Genomic DNA, 19772 nt, shown 5'->3' on the forward strand with positions numbered 1-19772 from the left:
TCAGGCCTCCGCCCGCTCGGGCATCCGTGCGCTGCGATCGGGTGCCGCCTCCTCGCGCACCCTGCCGACGACCGCTTCGACCGCGCCGCGCAAGGTCGCGACGTGGGTCTCGGCGGGGATCGCGGTCGCGGCGGTGGCGACGTCGTCGGCCTGCCAGAGGCCGACGAGGAGCGGCACCTCCGGCAGGCGCTGCCGCAGCCGCCGGGCGAGGCGGCGCAGATGCGTCGGCTCGCCCGCGATGGCCAGCGAGACGATGCAGACGAGCCGCGCCGGCCCCGGCTCGAAGCTGTCGATCTTCGCGCGCGCAAGATCGGAGAAGGGTACCACGCGCGTGCCGAGGCCGCGCTTGGCCAGGAGCTGGGCCAGGATCGTGGCCGCCGCCTCGTCCAGGAACCCGCGGCCCGCCACGCACAGTACCGCGCCGGACCGGGTCCAGGCCTCGGGCAGCGTCGGAGGCTTCGGCGCGAACGGGACGCTGTCCTCCCGGTCGCAGACGCCCTTGCCCCCGCCCTGAGGCGCATCATCCGGAGCCGCATCGTCGCGCTCGGCCAACTCGTCGATCAGCTCGGTCACGCTCTCGCGGATCGCAGATTTCTGCTCGACGGTCAGCACGCCGCGGGCCGCGTCGCGGGCGGCGAGCTCGAGGCCCTTCACCACAACGGTGTCGTAGTAGGCCGAGAGCGAGCACTCGGCGAGGATCAGGTCGGCGTGCTCCTGGGCCTCCTCCGGGTCGTCGGCGAGGATGCGCTGGTAGAAGTTCTCAACCGGTGTCAGCGCCGGGCTATTGCCGAAGAGCACGTCGAGGAACTCGAGCTTGTCGACGTGGCGACCGAGCACCACGAGGCAGACGGTGAGCGGCGTGGAGAGCAGCAGGCCGATCGGGCCCCAGAGCCAGGTCCAGAACAGGGCCGAGACCAGGACCGCGAGCGGCGAGAGCCCGGTCGAGTGCCCGTAGAGCATCGGCTCGAAGATCTGCCCGACCAGCGGCTCCAGCACCACGAAGAGCAGCCCTGTGGCGATCAGCATGTTCCAGCCCGGATCGACCGCGGCCGCAAGAGCCATCGGGAACAGCGCGCACAGGAAGGCCCCGATATAGGGCACGAAGCGCATCAGCGCGGCGAAGATGCCCCAGAGCACGGGGTTCGGCACGCCGATCATGTAGAGCCCGGCGCCAATTGCGATGCCGAAGGCGGCGTTGAGGGCGAGCTGGGCCACGAAGTAGCGGCTCAACCGGCGCGCGGCGTCGTCCATCGCTACGGTGGTGCGGTGAAGGTCACTGGAGCCGGCGAGCCGGATCATGCGGTCGCGCAGATCCTCCCGTTGCATCAGCACGAAGATCAGGACCACCACGACGATGCCGGCGGTGGCGAGCGGCTTGAGCGCAGGCGAGAGCAGCTTCTCGGCGGTCTCCAGCGGACCGGGCATCGGCTGGCGCGTCTCGACCACGACGGGCTTCGGCTCGGGCTCGGCACCCGGCTTGTCGATCGACTTCTCGGGATGTTTATCGACCCGCTCGGGCGCGCCCGCCTCGTGGATGGCGCGCCCGATCCCGGCCACGTACTCGGTGATCCGGCCGACTGGGCTCTCGCGCAGACCCTCGACCTTGCGCTCGATCGTGGCGCGATAGCGCGGCACGTCGCCCGCGAGGTCGGCGACCTGCACACCGATCAGCGTGGCGAGCGCGGCGACGATCCCCATCGTCAGCATCACCGTCAGCCCGACCGCGAGGAGGCGGGGGCAGCGCAGCCGGCGCAGGAAGTGGACGAGGGGCCCGAGCACGAAGGATAGCAGCAACGCGATCGCGATCGGGATCAGGATCTCGCGGCCGAAATAGAGACCCGCGATGATCAGTGCGGCGATCACCACCGGCGAGGCCAGCGCGGCGCGCGGTGTCTCGGCCGCGGCGATGCGGGTCGGCCGCGGGGGGATAAGCGGCCCCTCTTGTGTCATGCTCGCCATGTCGTGTGCCTGCCCGAGAACGCGACGCTTCGGCGCGGGCTCTGGTCGCGCCGCACGGGGAACCCCTGCGGGCGCCGAAACGATCCCTCGAAGAACGGCAAAGCTTACGCGGGGGTGCTGCTCAGGGCGCGAAGGGTTTCAAGACGTGCCCGGCCGCCTCAAGGGCGCGTCGCACGGCGCGCGCCGTCGTGACCGCACCGGGCGAATCGCCATGGACGCAGACCGTGTCGATCTGCACGGGCAGGCGCTTTCCCGAGACCGTGGTGACGGCTCCCTCGTCCACCATCGCGGCGACGCGGGCGGCAGCCTCGTCGGGGTCCTTGATCACGGCGCCAGGGAGTGCCCGGGACGCGAGTTGGCCGTCGTCAGCGTAGGCACGGTCGGCGAAGACCTCTCGGGCGACGGCGAGTCCGGCCTCAAGCGCGCCCCGTTCGGAGAGCAGGCCCGGCATCACCACGAGGACGAGGCGTGGATCGACCCCACGCACGCCCCGCGCCACCGCGGCAGCGACCCCAGCTTCTGCGTTCTGGAGGTTGTTCAGGGCCCCGTGCGCCTTGACGTAGGTGACGCGGTGCCCGGCGAGCGCGGCGCAGGCCTGGAGTGCGCCAACTTGGTAGGCAACAAGGTTCTCGATCGCGCGCTCGCCCATGCGCACGACCCGGCGGCCGAAGCCCTGGAGGTCGGCGAAGCCCGGATGGGCACCGAGCGCGACGCCGCGCACACGCGCGGCTTCCGCCGTCGCCACCATGATGTCGGGATCGCCCGCGTGCAGGCCGCAGGCGACGTTGGCCGAGGTGACGACGTCGAGGATCGCCGCGTCGTCGCCCATGCGCCAGGGACCGAAGCCCTCGCCGAGATCGCTGTTCAGATCGATCCGCACCGCCGCGCCTCCGCCTCTAGGATGGGTTGTGGGCCATCAGAACCGGAAACGGGCGCGCCGCGCTCCCGTACCCGGACCGGCTTGCCCGCTCAGACCACCACCGGCAACGCGGCCTGCGCCTCGACGCCGAAGACGCGCTTGTAGCGCTCCACCTCGGCCGCCGGCCCCTGCGCCTTGCTCGGGTTGTCGGAGATCTTCACGGTCGGGTGGCCGTTCGCCTCCGAGACCTTGCAGACGATCGAGATCGGGTCGAGCCGCCCGTCCGGCACAAGACCGCGGAAATCGTTCGTCAGCAGCGTACCCCAGCCGTAGCCGATGCGCATGCGCCCGTGGAAATGCGCGTGGATCGCCACGATCGTGTCGATGTCGAGCCCGTCCGAGAAGATCGCGAGTTTTTCACGGGGGTCGCAGCCGCGGGAGCGCCAGAACGCGATCACCTCCTCGCCGCCCTCGATCGGGTCCTTCGAGTCGATGCGGATGCCGGTCCAGGCGCTGATCCAGTCGGGGGCATCGCGCAGGAAGCCGGTGGTGCCGTAGGTGTCGGGGAGCGCCACCAACAGGTTACCCTCGTAATCCTGCTGCCAGTCCCGCAGCACGTCGTAGGGCGCGCGCGCCAAGCCTGCATCGTCGGGGCTGAGCGCCGCGTAGACCATCGGCAGCTCGTGCGCGTTGGTGCCGACCGCCTCCAGCTCGCGCCGCATGGCGATGAGGCAGTTCGACGTGCCGGTAAAATGGGGCCCGAGCCCCTCCTGCATCGCCTGCACGCACCAATCCTGCCAGAGGAAGCCGTGGCGCCGCCGGGTGCCGAAATCGGCTATCGAGAGATCCGGCAGGCGGCGCAGGCGCTCGATCTTCTCCCAGACGCGCGTCATCGCGCGGGCGTAGAGCACCTGGAGATCGAACCGGCCCATGCCGCGCAAGGTGGCGCGCGAGCGCAGCTCGTTGAGGATCGCGAGTGCGGGCACCTCCCACATCGTGGTCTCGAGCCACGAGCCGTGGAAGCTCAGCTCGTACTGCCCGTCACGCACGGCGAGCTCGTAGTCCGGCAGGCGGAAATTCTCGAACCAGGCGATGAACTCGGCCGAGAGGATACGGCGCGTGCCGTAGAAGGCATTGCCGCGCAGCCACGTCGCCTCGCCGCGCCCGAGGCGGAGCGAGCGGGCATGGTCGAGTTGCTCGCGCAGCTCGCCCGCATCGACAGCGTCGGCGAGCCGCACGCGGCTCGTGCGGTTGTGGATGCCGAAGGTGACGGAGACGTCGCCGTGCCGACGCAGGATCATCTGCGCCATCAGCAGCTTGTAGAAATCCGTATCGAGGAGCGACCTGACGATCGGGTCGATGCGGAAATTGTGGTTGTAGACCCGCGTCGCGAGATCGGACATCGGTCGGGATCGGCTCCGTCCGCGGGCATGGCGACGCCCGCGAGCGCAGGGCGCACGCGGGCGGCACAGGAGTCAATGGCCGGTCCCGTGCGAACCGGTACAGGTTCGCCCGCTCCAAACGCGGAGTTACGCCAGATCGACCTTCTTCACTTCCGTCTTCGGGCTCTCGCCGGTGAGCGCGGCCTTCACGTAGCCGTAGAGGTGGACCATCGTGCTGTTCGGGCTGTCCCAGTACTCGCCCTTCTCGGGGTGGACGCGGATCAGCGCCACCTCGGGATCGTCCTTGCCCTTGGGGAACCAGGTCTTCAGGCTCTCCTGCCACTTCTCGTCGATCTTGGCGCGATCGCGCACGATCTCGGCCTTGCCGGCAACCGAGACGTAATTCTGGCTCGACGGGTCGGAATAGGCCAGGTTGATCTGGTTGTCGCGACTGATCTCGGTTGTCTTGGGCGAGTGCAGCTTGGTGAAGAACCACAGGTCGCCGTTCTCGTCGGCGTCGTTGTTCCACATCGGCCGGCTGTTGAGCGTTCCGTCCGCGTCGACGGTGGTCATCATCGCGATCTTCACGTCCTTGATCAGGTCGAAGAGCTTCTTCGCGCCCTCGTGGTCGCGGTGGTTGCCCTGATGCATGGAATCCCGTCTCCTACACGTCTCGTCGGTCGGTCCGGGCGGAGGGGCGCCCGCGCATGTCGGCGCGCCGCCCCCCCGCCTGAAGGCTGCCCCGACAACGGACAAGTCCCGGCTTGGTTCAGCCCTGCTGCAAGAAGGGAAGAGGATCTCCACATGCCGCGTGCCGCGACGGCGTTCCTCCTCGCGGCGGCCGGCTGGCGCCCCTGCCGGCCGCCGCCGGGGTGCGCTCCGGGCCGGGCGTGCGCGTCGGCGGGCACAATCTCTCGACACGATCTCTCGAACCGCCGCGACCGCAGCGTCCACGTCGAGGGGGTGCGGCGCCTGCCCGGCCCGCCCGGCTGCCGCCACGTCCGGAACGGTTCCGATCGGCGCGGCACCGGGGGTCTGGTGTTCCGGGCAGGCTTGGTTACATGCAGGGTGACTGCAGGTGGCATGCCTGCCCGCTCCACCGGGAGAACGACCTTGGCGATCAGCCGCGACGACGTGATGAAGGCGCTGACGGGCGTGATGGTGGACGCCGCCGGCACCACGCTCACCGGCTCCGGCCGCCTCTCGCAGGTGGTGGTCGATCCGAACAACCGCGTGATGTTCTCGATCCTGATCGAGCCGAGCGAGGCCGAGCGGTTCGAGCCGGTGCGGCGGGCCGCCGAGGGACGGGTGCTGGCGATCCCCGGCGTCTCGGGCGTGTTCGCGAGCCTGACCTCGGAACGCGGCCCGGGCCACCAGCCTCAGGGCGGTGCGCCCCGGCCGGCGGCGCCGCAGCCGCCGCGTCCCGGCGCCCCGCCGAGCCCCGGCCCGCAGCTGCCGGGCGTGCGCCACATCGTGGCGGTCGCCTCCGGCAAGGGCGGCGTCGGCAAGTCGACCACCGCCTGCAACCTCGCGCTCGCCCTGAAGGCGCAGGGGCTGAAGGTCGGCCTCCTCGACGCCGACATCTACGGGCCGTCCGTGCCGAAGCTCTTCGGCCTCTCCGGCAAGCCGAACGTGGTCGACAACCGCTCCATGGAGCCGATGGAGGGCTACGGGCTGAAGGTCATGTCGATCGGCTTCCTGATCGAGCCCGAGACGGCGATGATCTGGCGCGGGCCGATGGTGCAGTCGGCCATCACGCAGATGCTGCGCGACGTGCTCTGGGGCGAGCTCGACGTGCTGCTCGTCGATATGCCGCCCGGCACCGGCGACGCGCAGCTCACCATGGCGCAGGCCACGCCCCTGTCGGGCGCCGTCATCGTCTCGACGCCGCAGGACCTCGCCCTGATCGACGCGCGCCGGGGCGTGACCATGTTCAAGAAGGTCGCGGTGCCGATCCTCGGCGTGGTCGAGAACATGGCGACCTTCGTCTGCCCGAATTGCGGCCACGCCTCGCACATCTTCGGCCATGGCGGTGCCCGCCAGGAGGCCGAGCGCCTCGGCGTGCCCTTCCTCGGCGAGGTGCCGCTCAACATGACGATCCGCGAGACCTCCGATTCCGGCCGCCCCGTGGTGGCGACCGATCCGGACGGACCGCAGGCGCGGGTCTACCGCGAGATCGCCGCCAAGCTCTGGGCAAACCTCTCGGGCGCAGCCCCTGGCCGGGCGGCACCGAAGATCGTCATCGAGTGAGCACCCCCGTCCTCGGCCTGATCCTGGCCGGGGGCCGGGCCCGGCGAATGGGCGGGGGCGATAAGCCCCTGCTCGATCTCGGCGGGCGCACCCTGCTCGCGCGGGCTGCCGAGCGGCTCGCGGCCCAGTGCGGGGCGGGGCTGGCGCTCAGCGCCAACGGCGACCCGGCGCGGTTCGTCGGCTTCCCGGGACCGGTCCTCCCGGACACGCTGCCCGGTCAGCCGGGGCCGCTCGCCGGCATCCTGGCGGGGCTGGAGCACGCGGCGTCGCTGGGTGTGGCGGCAATCGTCAGCGTCTCGGGGGACGCGCCCTTCCTGCCCGAGGATCTGGTGGCACGGCTGGTGGCGGTGCGCCCGGAGGCCGGCATCGCGCTCGCGGCCTCGGGCGAGCGGCGGCACTACACGATCGCGCTCTGGCCGGCGGCGCTCCGTGACGACCTGCGTCTGTATCTGGAGAGCGGCGAGCGCCGCGTCGGCGGCTTCATCGCCCGGCACCCGGCGGAGGCGGCCTCCTGGTCGGTCGCGCCGGTGGATCCCTTCCTCAACATCAACACGCCGGAGGATCTGGCGGCGGCGGAGGCGATGCTGGCCCTGTCCGCCCCGCCTCCAGTGTGAGGCGCGGGTCCCCGCTCCTGTCGGGAGCGGCCTGCTTTCGCAGACAGCCGGGTGAGGGGTACGAGACTTCAGAACGAGGAGCTGCCCTCGACGCGCGTCGATGGCGTGCTCGGTCCTGCACCGTCATACCCCCGACCCGCTCCCTCGGGGAGAGGGGGCGCGGCGCGGTTCTTCCGCGCCTGCCGAGGCCGGCTTACGCCGCGCCGACCGTCGCCTTCACGATCTTGTCCGGCGAGCGCGGCGGCTCGCCCTTGTTGATCGTGTCGACCACGTCCATGCCCTCGATGACCTTACCCCAGACCGTGTACTGGCGGTCGAGGAAGCGGGCGTCGTCGAAGCAGATGAAGAACTGCGAGTTGGCCGAGTGCGGGAAGTTCGTGCGGGCCATCGAGCAGGTGCCGCGCACGTGCGGCTCGGCGTTGAACTCGGCGTTGAGGTCGGGGAGGTCCGAGCCGCCAGAGCCGGTGCCCGTCGGGTCGCCGGTCTGCGCCATGAAGCCGTCGATGACCCGGTGGAACGGCACGCCGTCGTAGAAGCCCTGGCCCGCGAGCGTCTTGATGCGCTCGACGTGGTTCGGCGCGAGGTCCGGGCGCAGGGCGATCACCACGCGGCCCTTGGTGGTCTCGAGGACGATCGTCTCGTTGTCTGCCATGTCGTTGGTCTCCTGGTGGAAAAGAATCCCGATCGTCAGGCCGTCTCCTGCCACGGCCTAACCCGATCCGCGGGGTCGCGGCAAATCGGGGTGTCAGCGTGTGCCCCGGTAGACGAGCCGCAGGCCGATCGGCCGGCCGGCGATCGCCCGGCCGAGATCCGCGGTAATCCGCGCCGGGGTGCAAGCCTTGAGCGCTCTCACGGTCGCCCGTGCGAGCCGGGCGCGGGCCGCACCCGTCACCCCGCTCGCGAAGACGATGCGGGGCGCTGCGATCAGGCTGCCGTCCCGCCGCAGGGCGAAGCGGGCCGTGACCTGGATCTCGCCGCTATCGAGCCCCGCGGGGCGCTGCCAGCAGGCGGCGAGCACCGGGTAGAGCTGAGGCAGCGTGTCGGCGGGCGCCACCGGAGCCTCGGCGAGCGGCACCGCGACGGTGCCGCGCAGCGTCTGCGGCAGGCTGAGCGGCGGACCCGGTGCCCCGTAATAGGAGGCAGCGGCCGCGCCGGGCAGCGCGAGCAGCAACGCGCCCGCAAGCGCCACGCCCCGTATCGCCCGTCCGAGCCTCAGCCTATTTGGCCTTCTCGGCCAGCTCCATCTTCACGATTTTGTCCGGGTCTTTGACCGAGCCGTTCTCGCTCTTGGAGCCCTTCTTGATCTTGTCGACCGCGTCCATGCCGTCCGTCACCACGCCGACCACGGTGTAGTTGTTATTCAGGAAAGTTGCGGGCGCGAGGCAGATGAAGAACTGGGAATTGGCCGAGTTCGGGTCCTGCGAGCGGGCCATGCCGACCGTGCCGCGCAGGAAGGGTGTGGCCGTGAACTCGGCGGGAATGTTCGGCAGCTTCGAGCCGCCGGTGCCGTTGCCGTTCGGGTCGCCGGTCTGGGCCATGAAGCCGTCGATGACGCGGTGGAACTTCAGGCCGTTGTAGAAGCCCTGAGAGATCAGCGTCTTGAGCTGCTTGACGTGCTTGGGCGCCAGATCCGGGCGCAACTCGATGGTCACGCGCCCGTCTTTCGTATCGAGGTAGACGGTGTCCGGCCCGGCGGCCTGGGCCGCGGAACTGAGGCCGAGGGCGGCGGCAAGCGCGAGCGCGCCGAGGGCGGTGCGACGGTTCATGCGTGGCATCTCCGGTTGGTCGTGGGAAATCAGGAACTCTTGGCGAAGCGCGCGGCGAGGCGCGCCGCCACGGGCCCGGGCACGAAGGGGGCAACGTCGCCGCCCATTGCGGCGATCTGCCGGACGAGGGTCGCGGTGATCGGCCTGACCTGGATGGAGGCCGGCAGGAACACGGTCTGGACCTCGGGGGCCATCGCGCCGTTCATGCCCGCGAGCTGCATCTCGTAGTCGAGGTCGGTCCCGTCGCGCAGGCCCCGGATGAACAGGGTGGCGCCGCAGCGCCGCGCCGCCGAGACCGCGAGATCGTCGAAGCTGGCGATCTCCAGCTCCGTGCCCTCGGCCCGCGCCAGCGGGCCGCAGGTCTCGCGCAGCAGCTCGGCGCGCTCCTCGGCGGTGAAGAGCGGCGCCTTGCCCGGGTGCACGCCGATGGCGATCACGAGGCGTGACACAAGCCGGCAGGCCTGGCGCACGACGTCGAGATGGCCGTTCGTCACCGGATCAAAGGAGCCGGCGTAGAGGGCGGTGCGCGTCATCGCGACCGCCCTAGAGCATTTTTCCGGGAAACGGAACCGACGCCCTGCCCTGGCGCGCGCCACGTCCCGAACCTTGGGACGCCGCGGGCGGCCTCAGGCCTCGTCCTCCTCGGCCCCGTCCTCGCCCTCGATATGCTCGACGGAGACGACGCGCTCGGCCTTGTCGGTGTTGAACACCGTCACGCCTTGCGAGGCGCGGCCGACGATGCGGATGTCGTCCACCGGCACCCGGATGAGCTGGCCGGCATTCGTCACCAGCATGATCTGGTCGGTGCTCTCCACGGGGAAGGAGGCCACGAGCTTGCCGTTGCGGGCGTTGACCCGCATCGCCGTGATGCCCTTTCCGCCGCGGTTCGAGGTCCGGTACTCGAAGGAGGAGGAGCGCTTGCCGAAACCGTTCTCGGAGAGCGTCAGCACGAACTGCTCGGCCGCGCCCATCTCGGAGTAGCGCTCGGTCGAGATCGCGGCCGCGCTGGCCTCCTCGGCCTCGCCGTTCTCAGCCCCGTCCTCGCCATCGCCGATCACGGCGCGGCGCATCTTCAGGTAGCCGGCCCGCTCCTCTGGCGATGCGTCGAAGTGGTTGAGGATCGCCATCGAGATCACGCGGTCGCCCGAGCCCAAGTTGATGCCGCGCACGCCGGTCGAGTCGCGGCCCTTGAACACGCGCACGTCCTCTACGGGGAAGCGGATGCACTGCCCTTCCGCGGTCGTCAGCAGCACGTTCTGGTCCGGCCGGCAGATCTCGACATGGACGATGTGGTCGCCCGGATCGAGCTTCATCGCGATCTTGCCGTTGCGGTTCACCTGCACGAAGTCCGAGAGCTTGTTGCGCCGGACGTTGCCGGAGGCGGTCGCGAACATCACGTCGAGCGTCTCCCAGGACGCTTCGTCCTCAGGGAGCGGCATGATCGTGGTGATGCGCTCGGCCTCCTGCTGGAGTTGCAGGATGTTCACCAGCGCCTTGCCGCGGGCGTTCGGAGCGGCGATCGGCAGGCGCCAGACTTTCTCCTTGTAGGCCTGGCCCTGGTCGGAGAAGAACAGCACCGGCGTGTGCGTGTTGGCGACGAACAGCCGGGTGACGAAATCCTCGTCCCGAGTCGACATGCCGGAGCGGCCCTTGCCGCCACGGCGCTGCGACCGGTAGGTCGAGAGCGGCACACGCTTGACGTAGCCGGCGTGCGAGACGGTGACGACCATATCCTCGCGGGCGATCAGGTCCTCGTCCTCGACATTCGAGTCGAAGTCGACGATCTCGGTCCGGCGCGGCGTTGCGAAGAGCGCGCGCACCTCGGCGAGCTCGTGCTTCACGATGCCCTGGATGCGGGCCCGCGAGCGCAGGATGTCGAGGTAGTCGGCGATCTCGTCGGCGAGCGTCTTCAGTTCGTCCCCGACCTCGTCGCGGCCGAGCGCGGTGAGGCGCTGCAGGCGCAGGTCGAGGATGGCGCGGGCCTGCGTTTCGGAAAGCCGGTAGGTGCCGTCCTCGGAGACGCGGTGGCGCGGGTCGTCCACGAGCGCGATCAGGGGCGCGATGTCGTGGGCCGGCCAGTCGCGCGTCATCAGCGCCTCGCGGGCGGCGTTCGGGTCCGGCGCGGTCCGGATCAGGCGGATCACCTCGTCGATGTTGGCCACCGCGATGGCGAGACCGCACAGGACGTGGGCGCGCTCGCGCGCCTTGCCGAGCAGGAACTTGGTGCGCCGGGAGACGACCTCCTCGCGGAAATCGTTGAAGGCCTGGAGCAGGTCCTTCAGATTCATCAACTCGGGGCGGCCGCCGTTCAGCGCCACCATGTTGCAGCCGAAGGAGGATTGCAGCGGCGTGTAGCGGTAGAGCTGGTTCAGCACGACGTCGGCCATCGCGTCGCGCTTGATCTCGACCACGATGCGCATGCCCGAGCGGTCGGACTCGTCGCGCAGGTCCGAGATGCCCTCGACGCGCTTCTCCTTCACGAGCTCGGCGATCTTCTCGATCAGCGTCGCCTTGTTCACTTGGAACGGGATCTCGGTGAAGATCAGCGCCTCGCGCTCCTTGCGCAACTCCTCCACGTGGGACTTCGCCCGCATGATGATGGAGCCGCGGCCGGTGTTATAGGCCTGGCGCGTGCCGGCGCGGCCCAGGATCAGGCCGCCGGTCGGGAAATCGGGCCCGGGCACGATCTCGATGAGCTGCTCGATGGTCAGCCCCGGATCGTCGATCAGCGCCACGCAGGCGTCGATCAGCTCGCCGAGATTGTGCGGCGGGATGTTGGTCGCCATGCCGACCGCGATGCCGCCCGCGCCGTTGGCGAGGAGGTTCGGGAAGCGAGCCGGCAGGACGGTCGGCTCTTCCCGCGACTCGTCGTAGTTCGGGCCGAAATCGACGGTGTTCTTGTCGATGTCGGTGAGCAGGGCGGTCGCGGGCTTGGCGAGGCGCGACTCGGTGTAGCGCATGGCCGCGGGTGGATCGCCATCGACCGAGCCGAAATTGCCCTGCCCGTCAATGAGCATCAGGCGCATGGAGAAGTCCTGCGCCATCCGCACGAGGGCGTCGTAGATCGATTGGTCGCCGTGCGGGTGGTAGAGACCGATCACGTCGCCGACGATGCGCGCCGACTTGACGTATTTGCGCTCCGGCAGGTGCCCCGACTCGAAGGCCGAGTAGAGGATGCGCCGGTGCACCGGCTTGAGCCCGTCGCGCGCGTCGGGGAGCGCGCGGCTCACGATCACGCTCATCGCGTAATCGAGGTAGGAGCGGCGCATCTCGTCGGTGATGGAGACGGGGCGGATGTCGGTGGCGGGCGGCGGCGCGCCGGCTCCCGGATCGTTGGTCTCGGCCAAAGAGCTACCTGTCCAGAACGCGGAGCGCGGAGGCTCCTCGGGATCGCGTCGCGCCCGCCCGGACGGGGGCGCGGGAAGATCCGTGATATCAAATGGTTAAATAAGGATCACGGAGCCCCCGCGCAAGCGTGGCGTCAGGCGGCCAGCGGCATCGCCGCGTCGCTCGAAGTGCCTCTGATTCCGAGGAAAATCTCCACCGCCGCGAGATCCGGGAAGCTCATGAACTCGGGGCGGAGCGGCGCGGGCAGCCCCTCGAAGCCGAGGCCCGGGAAGGCGTCGGGGTTCGGGTAGAGCTGCCAGGGCGCGCCGGGTTCGGCGGGCTGGAACAGCATCGCCACCTTGCGGCGGCCGAGCTTGACCAGCCGGGTCGGGCTGTAGCTCAGGGTCTCGATCGCGTAGCTGTCCTGACGACGGTCGGCGGCGCGGCGCATCGGGGGCTCCTCTCGTTCGAAAGCGGTGTTGAAAATCGGGATTAGGCAGCGCGGCGGCGGTCCTTGGTGCCGGGCCAGCCGAGCGCGACGAGGCGGGCCTTGGCGTAGTCGCGCACCTCATCGCGGGTGCCCTGGGGCATGCCGCCGAGGATGGCTTGCGTCTCGCCGGCCAGCATCAGGTCGGTGACGGCGTTGATGGTCTCGGCGGCGTCGATCGCCCGCTTCAGGTCGGCCTCGGCCTCCGTCACCTCGTCGAAGGCGGATGCCTCGAAATCCTCGCTCACGGCCTGCACCTCGGCCAGCCGCCCTCCGCGGAACTCGTCGGCCTCTTCCTCGGAATAGACGAGGCCGTGGAGCTCGATCAGCTTGAGGATGACGCGGTCCTTTCCCCGCTTCTCGGCCATGGCGTAAACGTAGGCCGCCTGCTTGCCCGAGACGCGGTAGTTCACGTTTACCAGCGCCTCTCCGATCGACCACTCGACGCGCTCAGCGCCGGCCTTGGCACCCGGCAGACGCCCCGTGACCAGCACCACCGCCTCGTCGCGCTCGGCCCGGATGATCGTCGGCGGGTCGAAGCGGATTCCGGCCTGCGCGGCGATGCGCTCCAGGGTCTTGTGATAGATCACCGCCGTGCCCTGGACCCGCCAGACGTTGCCGGCGAAGGGCTCGCCGTAGCGGACCAGGGTGTCGGCGATCTGCTTGTCGGCGGTTCGCATGAGCTCTCACCTCGGGGCCGGCCGCGCCGCGGAAGCGTGACCATTTGTTCCTGATTTGTTCTCATATTTATGGGGAGTTTTCCACAGGCTTGCAAGGGTGCGGTATGGGCTGATGGGGAAAATCATCAACCGATCGACCGTCCGCGCACGCTCCCTCCCATGTGGGCGAGGGAAGTCGCTCCGCGCCCCGACCCCTTGTTCTACTCGGCTCGCCCCATCTGCAGCGATACGCAGGTGCGCACGAGGTCGCCCAGCGTCAGCTCCTTCGTGTCACCGATATTGGCCGTCTCCTCCAGGCAGCGCATGAAGTAGGCGTTGCTGAGCTCGGGCGAGAGCTGCACCATCGATTTCCCCATTCGGTTGGTGAAGTCGATCTTCGCCTCCATGCCGGCCCGCGGCCAGAGCGAGGCCTTGTCGTCGAGCTGAAGCCGGCCCGCAGCCTGGGCGGCGAGCGGGATCAGCGCGGCCGAGACGAGGACAACACGAGATAAACGCTTCATAAGATCTCCTCCGCTCTTCATAAGTTCTTATTCGAAGCCGCTCCATATCGGCCGCACACGAATACATAGCCTTCCGGCCGCGGCGGTAAACACGGACCAAGGACACAGGGGCGACTGGTTCGTGTGGCTTAGCCCGGAAGAACGTCTCGTCCCGGAACACGCCCGGGCGTATGCGCTCATACACTTGCCACCAGGCAGTCCGCGGCCTACTTTGCGATACAAAGCAGGCCGCACCGGGGGTATGGCTCATGCGCGACCTCGACAGAGCCCTGGCGGATATCGTTGCCATCCGCAGCCAACTCGCGCGCGACGAGGCGTTCCGCGGCCTCGGCGCCGCGACTGTGGCGGCAACCGGGTTCGTCGCCCTGATGGTGGCGGGCGCCCAGACCCTCTGGCTCGGCGACCCGAACGCACGGCCGCTGCTGTTCTTCGCGATCTGGGTCGGTGCGGCGCTCGTCGCTTTCACGCTGGTCGGCATCGAGACGGTGCGGCGCTCGCGCCGGATCCATTCGGGTCTCGCCGACGCGATGATCTGGAACGCCATCGAGGTATTCCTGCCCACAGCCGGTGCCGGCGCCTGTCTCGGGCTGGTGATCGGGCGTTTCGCTCCGGAGGCGGCCTGGATGCTGCCGGGCCTCTGGCAGGTCCTCACCGGCCTCGGCCTGTTCGCCTCCGCCCGCATTCTGCCCCGCAGCGTCCAGAGTGTGGCGGCGTGGTACTTGCTCGCCGGTCTCGGCGGGCTCGCACTCGCCAGCACCAGCCACGCCCTCTCGCCTTGGCTGATGGGCCTGCCCTTCTTCCTTGGCCAGGGCTCGCTCGCCCTGATCCTCCACCGCGCGACGCGAGGCGACGATGCGGCTCGCTGACGAGGAGGACGGCCGCTTCTCCTACGAGGGGCTCGACCGGACGATCCACGAGAAGGCGAGGCTCGGCGTGCTGACTTCACTCGTGGGCCACCCGAAAGGCCTACCCTTCCCGGACCTGAAGCGGCTCTGCAACCTGACAGACGGCAACCTCAGCCGGCACCTCGCGGTTCTGCAGGAGGCCGGGCTGGTGAGCCTGGAGAAGGGCCACGCCCACAATCGGCCGCAGACGCTCTGCCGCCTGACCCCGGCCGGGCGCGCGCGCTTCCTCGAATACCTCACGGTGCTGGAGCAGGTGGTGCGCGACGCGGCCGAGGCCGCCGGCCCCGCCCCAGACCTCAGGCCCGCCTGATCTCCTCCCTGATTTGCGTCAGCTCCATCCGCATCTGCCCTAAATCGCTCCCAGATGCCCCCCAGAACCCGCCCACGACCGGAGACACCGACGATGCCCAGCCCGGCCGAAACACGACCCGGCCTGCACGCGGCGATCATCATGGACGGCAACGGGCGCTGGGCGACGGCGCGCGGAATGCCGCGCTTCGCCGGCCACCGCCGGGGCGTCGAGGCGATCCGGGCGACGGCGGAGGCCTGCCCCGACCTCGGCATCGGCACGCTGACTCTCTACGCCTTCTCCAGCGACAACTGGCAGCGCCCGGCCGAGGAGGTCGGCGCCTTGATGCGGCTGCTGCGCTCCTACCTGCGCAACGAGACCGCGCGCCTCGCCCGCACCGGCACGCGTCTCAGCGTCGTCGGCCGCCGCGACCGGCTGCCCGGCGGCATCCCGGAGGCGATCGCGGCGGCCGAGGCCGCCACCGCCGCGGGCACGCGCCTGCACCTGCGCATCGCGGTCGATTACTCGGCCCGCGACGCGATCATCGCGGCCGCGGCCCGGCTCGCCGATCCGGAGACCTCCCGGGAGGCGTTCGGCCGCATGGTGGCGGGCGAGATGCACGGCTCGCCCGTCGACGTGGACCTACTGATACGCACCGGCGGCGAGAAGCGGCTCTCGGACTTCCTGCTCTGGGAGGCGGCCTACGCGGAGCTGCACTTCACCGACCGGATGTGGCCGGATTTCGGGCAGGCCGACCTCGCCGAGGCGGTCGCAGAGTTCGCTCGGCGCGACCGCCGCTACGGCGGGCTCAATCCGCCCAAGGTGGCGACCGCGGCCTGAGTCGGGGCACGAGCCCGACTTAAGGGACGATCCCGAGTTGGAGCATGGGGACGGCTGGACAGCGGACAGGTCGGACGCCAGATCCGCGTGCATCCTTCGACACCCGCGAGTCGCACCGATGTCCGCCGACCATGAGCCGCCCGCCCTCGACGACGCTACCCTGGCCTTCGCGGGGCGTGTCTTCCAGTACGCCCGCATGGGTCATGCCGAGGAACTCGCCGAGTTGTTCGGCCAGGGCCTGCCGGCGAACCTACGCAACGACAAGGGTGATAGCCTCCTGATGCTCGCCGCCTATAACGGGCAGCCCGAGGCCGTGCGGGTGATCCTGGAGGCCGGTGGCGACCCGGAGCTCGCCAACGACCGCGGTCAGACGCCGCTCGCGGGCGCCGCCTTCAAGGGCGAGACCGAGATCGCCCGGCTGCTGCTCGACCACGGCGCCCAGGTGGACGGCACCGGCGACGGCAGCCGGACTGCACTGATGACGGCGGCGATGTTCGACCGCACCGAGATCATCGAGCTCCTGCTCGCCCGCGGTGCCGACCCGGACCGCCGCGACGCGGGTGGCCAGACCGCCGCCGAGATGGCGCAGGCGATGGGCGCGCAGAACGCGCCGGGGCTGCTGGCGAGGGCGGTGCGCGGATAGCGCGTCGCGGTCCCTTTCCCCTGTGCGGGGGAGGGAAAGCCGCGCGGGCGGCGATCGAACGAGACGAACGGGAGGAACCATGCTGTCGCGACTGACCGTGCTCGGCCTCGTCGCCCTCAGCGCGCTCCCCGTCCGCGCCGCCGACGCCGACTGGCCAGCCTTCGGACGCGACGCGACCAACCGGAACTTCTCGGCCCTCGGCCTGATCGATCGCGGCAACGTGGCCCGGTTGCGCCCGGCCTGGCTCTTCCAGACCGGGGTGACCGGCTACTTCCAGGCCCAACCGGTGATGGTCGAGAGCACGCTCTATGTCTCGACCACCGGCAACAACGTCGCGGCGCTCGACGCGCGTACGGGCCGCGCCCTCTGGACCTACACGCACCGGGCGCGCACGGAGAAGATCTTCGGACCGCCCTCGAACCGCGGCGTCGCGGTGGCGGGCGGGCTCGTCTACCAGGCCACCATGGACGGCCGCGTCATCGCCCTCGACGCCAAGACCGGCGCCCTGGTCTGGGACCACGAGGCGGTGCGGCCCGAGGAGGGTGAGACCGAGACCGCTTCGGGCCTCGCCGAGACCCTGGGCGGCAAGCCCGTGCAGGGCTCGAGCCGGCTCGGCTTCAAGATGCCGCCCCTGGTCGCCGAGGGGCTGGTGATCGTCGGCGTCACGGGGGCGGGCTACGGGCTGCACGTCGAGGACGCGCAGGGCGGGCTCGACGGCGGCGCGGTCGTCGGCATCGAGGGCGGCTACGGGCGGCGCGGCTGGCTCGCGGCCTACGACGCGAAGACCGGCGCCGAGCGCTGGCGCTGGTACGTCACGAAGGAGGACGGCTGGGAGGGCGACTTCGTCGCGAAGACCGCCGACGGCGAGCCGCTCCACCGCGACGTCGCCGCCGAGCGGTCGGCGGCGCCCGCCCACCGGGAGGCGTGGCGGGTCGGCGGCGGCTCGCTCTGGATGACGCCGGCCCACGATCCGGAACTCGGCCTGATCTATCTCGGCACCGGCAACCCGGCGCCGCAGAATTTCGGCCTCTCGCGGCCGGGGGACAACCTCTACACGATGAGCCTCGTGGCGCTCGACATCCGCACGGGCAAGCTGCGCTGGCACTATCAGCAGGTGCCGCACGAGCAGTGGGGCTACGACGTGGCGAGCCCGCCGGTGCTGCTCGACTGGCGCGCGCCGGACGGCCGGACCGTGAAGGCCGTGGCCTCGGCGAGCAAGACCGGCTGGGTCTACGTCCACGACCGGGCGACGGGCGCGCTGCTCCAGCGCTCCGAGCCGCTGATCGCCCAGAAGAACCTCTACCAGCCGCCGAGCCCGGAGGGCACCGTGGTCAGCCCCGGCCCGCTCGGGGCCGTCTCCTGGCCGCCGACCGCCTACGATCCGAACACCGGCCGCGCCTACATCCAGGTCCGCCACGGGGCCGCAACCTACACGGTGAAGACGGTGCCGGGCGGCCCCGGCCGCCCGGAGATCCGCTACACCGAGACGAGCGAGGCCAGGGGCGAGCCGAGCTTCAGCACGCTGAGCGCCGTCGATCTGGCCGGCAGCGGCCGCATCCTCTGGTCGGTCCGCGCGGGCAGCCGGCTGTCCGGCGGCACGCTGGCCACCGCCGGCGGGCTCGTCTTCTCCGGCGAGGAGGACGGTCACCTCGACGCGCACGACGCGGAGACCGGCAAGATCCTCTGGCGCTTCCAGTGCGGCGCAGGGATCAGCGGGCCGGCGGTGACCTACGCGCTCGACGGGCGGCAATACGTGGCGGTCGCGGCCGGCGGCGCCTCCTTCACCAAGGGATCGGGCTTCGGCACGGGGGATGCTCTTCTGGTCTTCGCGCTCCCCGAGTAAGGGGAGCCCGGGGGACACGCATGAGCACAGACACGTTGGCGGACGCACAGACGGAGGCCTTGCCGGCCGAGGCCGTCCAGCCGCGCGACCGCGGCGCGCCGGTCATCCGCACCATCGCGATGCCGGCCGACACCAACCCGGCCGGCGACATCTTCGGCGGCTGGCTGATGGCGCAGATGGATCTCGCCGCCGGCAACGTCGCCGCCCGGCGGGCGCGGGGCCGCTGCGCCACGATCTCGGCGGAGGCGATGACCTTCCACAGCCCGGTCTTCGTCGGGGACGAGGTCAGCCTCTACGCGCGCATCCTCAAGGTCGGCCGCACCTCGATCCGCATCCATGTCGAGGTCTGGCGGCGCGAGCGCGAGAGCGAGGCCACCCAGAAGGTGACGGAGGGAATCTTCACCTTCGTGGCGATCGGGCCGGACCGCCGCCCGCGGCCGGTACCGCCGGAAGTGGCGGTTTCCGTCAGCGCGCGCTGATCAGCGCTGCCGGATCGTCACCTGCTGGCGGCCGATCGCCTGACCTTTCAGGAAGGCCGCCATCTCGGCCAGAACCGGCGCCTTCGACCGGAAGGTGACGGAGAGCGCGAGCAGGGTGTCGCTGTGGTCGAGGCCCGGATAGATCCGCTCCTGCACCGGCACGTGGGCGCGGCGCAGACGCTCGGCGAGGCTGCGGGTGTTGCGGGGCCGGACCACGGTGTCGGCCTCGCCGCTCGCCAGGAAAGCCGGGGGGGCGTTCGGCCCCACGAAGGTCACGGGCTGGGTCGCAGCCTTGTCGGGCGCGTCGCCGAAGACTCGGATCGCGGTCTCGTGGTCGAAGGGCAGGAAGTCGTAGGGCCCCGAGAGGCCCGCCACCGCCCGGATCGTGCGCGGATCGACCCCGGCGCCGCGCAGGTAGCGCGGGTCGAGCGCCAGCATCAGGGCGTTGTAGGCCCCGGCGGAGTGGCCCGCCAGCACGATGCGGCGCGGGTCGCCGCCATAGGTCGCGATGTTGTCGCGCACCCAGGCGATCGCCCGCGCGCCGTCCTCCAGGAAGCCGGGGAACGGCGCCTCCGGGTAGAGCCGGTAATCCGGCACCACCGTCACGAACCCCTGCGCGGCGAGCGCCTGGCCGACAAAGGCGTAGTCGCCCTTCTGCCCGCTCTGCCAGGAGCCGCCGTAGAAGAACACCAGCACCGGGGCGTGCTCGACGGGCTTGACCGGAACGTAGACGTCGAGCCCGCCGCGCGGTCCCTCCGCGAAAGGCAGGTCCTGCGCCGCCTGACGGCCGCCCTGATCGCGCGGGCCGATCGCGTCGAACAGGGCAAGCGGCGAGCAGGCGGAGAGACCCAGCGCGCCGAGCACGAGGCAGAGCAGGCTGACGAGTCCGGTGAGAACGCGAATCATGCGGTGATCGATGGCCCCTTTGGTCCCTCATGACCCGCGGCAG

21 protein-coding genes are annotated in these 19772 nt (G+C 70.4%); 8 read left to right on the top strand and 13 right to left on the bottom strand.

Annotated elements, in window-relative coordinates:
* From MFF54_RS16355 to MFF54_RS16370, 4 genes are all read right to left on the bottom strand, one after another.
* A complete protein-coding gene (locus tag MFF54_RS16355) occupies positions 1–1959 on the bottom strand; it encodes an AI-2E family transporter (RefSeq protein WP_238303902.1) in 1959 nt (652 codons plus the stop codon).
* A gap of 121 nt (positions 1960–2080) precedes the next feature.
* Positions 2081–2788: a LamB/YcsF family protein gene (locus tag MFF54_RS16360; protein ID WP_238303930.1), complete on the bottom strand. Its 708-nt coding sequence runs from the start codon at positions 2786–2788 to the stop codon at positions 2081–2083.
* A 140-nt stretch (positions 2789–2928) separates the two neighbouring features.
* Positions 2929–4221: a nicotinate phosphoribosyltransferase gene (pncB, locus tag MFF54_RS16365; RefSeq protein WP_238303903.1), complete on the bottom strand. Its 1293-nt coding sequence runs from the start codon at positions 4219–4221 to the stop codon at positions 2929–2931.
* Positions 4222–4347: 126 nt separating this feature from the next.
* Positions 4348–4851 (bottom strand): pyridoxamine 5'-phosphate oxidase family protein, encoded by a 504-nt coding sequence (locus tag MFF54_RS16370; RefSeq protein ID WP_238303904.1) that lies wholly within the window; start codon positions 4849–4851, stop codon positions 4348–4350.
* Positions 4852–5313: 462 nt separating this feature from the next.
* On the opposite strand from MFF54_RS16370, the gene MFF54_RS16375 reads away from it, so the two are divergent.
* Together MFF54_RS16375 and mobA are read left to right on the top strand one after the other, a co-directional pair.
* On the top strand, positions 5314–6450 hold the full coding sequence (locus tag MFF54_RS16375) for an Mrp/NBP35 family ATP-binding protein (protein ID WP_238303905.1): 1137 nt from the start codon (positions 5314–5316) through the stop codon (positions 6448–6450).
* A complete protein-coding gene (gene mobA, locus MFF54_RS16380) occupies positions 6447–7064 on the top strand; it encodes a molybdenum cofactor guanylyltransferase MobA (protein ID WP_283206287.1) in 618 nt (205 codons plus the stop codon). The genes MFF54_RS16375 and mobA overlap by 4 nt, the downstream gene beginning before the upstream one ends.
* A 193-nt stretch (positions 7065–7257) precedes the next feature.
* Here mobA and MFF54_RS16385 read toward each other — a convergent pair whose 3' ends face one another.
* The 8 genes from MFF54_RS16385 to MFF54_RS16420 form a co-directional block, all read right to left on the bottom strand.
* Positions 7258–7716, bottom strand: a complete 459-nt coding sequence (locus tag MFF54_RS16385) for a peptidylprolyl isomerase (protein WP_066923421.1) — start codon at positions 7714–7716, stop codon at positions 7258–7260.
* Between the two features lie 93 nt (positions 7717–7809).
* Positions 7810–8253: a UCP034077 family protein gene (locus tag MFF54_RS16390; RefSeq protein ID WP_238303906.1), complete on the bottom strand. Its 444-nt coding sequence runs from the start codon at positions 8251–8253 to the stop codon at positions 7810–7812.
* A 28-nt stretch (positions 8254–8281) separates the two neighbouring features.
* Positions 8282–8830, bottom strand: a complete 549-nt coding sequence (locus tag MFF54_RS16395) for a peptidylprolyl isomerase (RefSeq protein ID WP_238303907.1) — start codon at positions 8828–8830, stop codon at positions 8282–8284.
* 29 nt (positions 8831–8859) lie between these two features.
* A complete protein-coding gene (gene coaD, locus MFF54_RS16400) occupies positions 8860–9363 on the bottom strand; it encodes a pantetheine-phosphate adenylyltransferase (RefSeq protein ID WP_238303908.1) in 504 nt (167 codons plus the stop codon).
* A 93-nt stretch (positions 9364–9456) separates the two neighbouring features.
* On the bottom strand, positions 9457–12177 hold the full coding sequence (gene gyrA / locus MFF54_RS16405) for a DNA gyrase subunit A (RefSeq protein WP_238303909.1): 2721 nt from the start codon (positions 12175–12177) through the stop codon (positions 9457–9459).
* Between the two features lie 134 nt (positions 12178–12311).
* On the bottom strand, positions 12312–12608 hold the full coding sequence (locus MFF54_RS16410) for a hypothetical protein (RefSeq protein ID WP_238303910.1): 297 nt from the start codon (positions 12606–12608) through the stop codon (positions 12312–12314).
* A gap of 41 nt (positions 12609–12649) precedes the next feature.
* Positions 12650–13324, bottom strand: coding sequence for a trna delta -isopentenylpyrophosphate transferase (locus MFF54_RS16415; RefSeq protein ID WP_238303911.1), 675 nt, complete (start codon positions 13322–13324; stop codon positions 12650–12652).
* Between the two features lie 200 nt (positions 13325–13524).
* A complete protein-coding gene (locus tag MFF54_RS16420; RefSeq protein WP_238303912.1) occupies positions 13525–13824 on the bottom strand; it encodes a hypothetical protein in 300 nt (99 codons plus the stop codon).
* 248 nt (positions 13825–14072) lie between these two features.
* On the opposite strand from MFF54_RS16420, the gene MFF54_RS16425 reads away from it, so the two are divergent.
* The 6 genes from MFF54_RS16425 (at position 14073) to MFF54_RS16450 (ending at position 18823) form a co-directional block, all read left to right on the top strand.
* Positions 14073–14690 carry a hypothetical protein gene (locus MFF54_RS16425; RefSeq protein WP_238303913.1) on the top strand — a complete coding sequence of 206 codons (618 nt, stop codon included), beginning with the start codon at positions 14073–14075 and terminating at the stop codon, positions 14688–14690.
* Positions 14677–15039 carry a transcriptional regulator gene (locus MFF54_RS16430; protein WP_238303914.1) on the top strand — a complete coding sequence of 121 codons (363 nt, stop codon included), beginning with the start codon at positions 14677–14679 and terminating at the stop codon, positions 15037–15039. Before MFF54_RS16425 ends, MFF54_RS16430 begins: the two co-directional genes overlap by 14 nt.
* Positions 15040–15132: 93 nt before the next feature.
* Positions 15133–15858, top strand: a complete 726-nt coding sequence (locus MFF54_RS16435) for a di-trans,poly-cis-decaprenylcistransferase (RefSeq protein ID WP_238303915.1) — start codon at positions 15133–15135, stop codon at positions 15856–15858.
* A gap of 118 nt (positions 15859–15976) precedes the next feature.
* Entirely contained in the window at positions 15977–16501 is a 525-nt protein-coding gene (locus MFF54_RS16440) for an ankyrin repeat domain-containing protein (RefSeq protein WP_238303916.1), read from the top strand.
* 79 nt (positions 16502–16580) lie between these two features.
* Positions 16581–18344, top strand: a complete 1764-nt coding sequence (locus MFF54_RS16445; protein WP_238303917.1) for a pyrroloquinoline quinone-dependent dehydrogenase — start codon at positions 16581–16583, stop codon at positions 18342–18344.
* 20 nt (positions 18345–18364) lie between these two features.
* Positions 18365–18823: an acyl-CoA thioesterase gene (locus MFF54_RS16450; protein WP_370880139.1), complete on the top strand. Its 459-nt coding sequence runs from the start codon at positions 18365–18367 to the stop codon at positions 18821–18823.
* Here the strand turns inward: MFF54_RS16450 and MFF54_RS16455 are convergent, their stop codons facing one another.
* Positions 18824–19729 (bottom strand): alpha/beta hydrolase, encoded by a 906-nt coding sequence (locus MFF54_RS16455; protein ID WP_238303918.1) that lies wholly within the window; start codon positions 19727–19729, stop codon positions 18824–18826.
* Positions 19730–19772 lie beyond the last annotated feature (43 nt).

Source organism: Methylobacterium gregans, from assembly GCF_022179245.1.
GTDB classification, from domain to species: Bacteria; Pseudomonadota; Alphaproteobacteria; order Rhizobiales; family Beijerinckiaceae; genus Methylobacterium; species Methylobacterium gregans.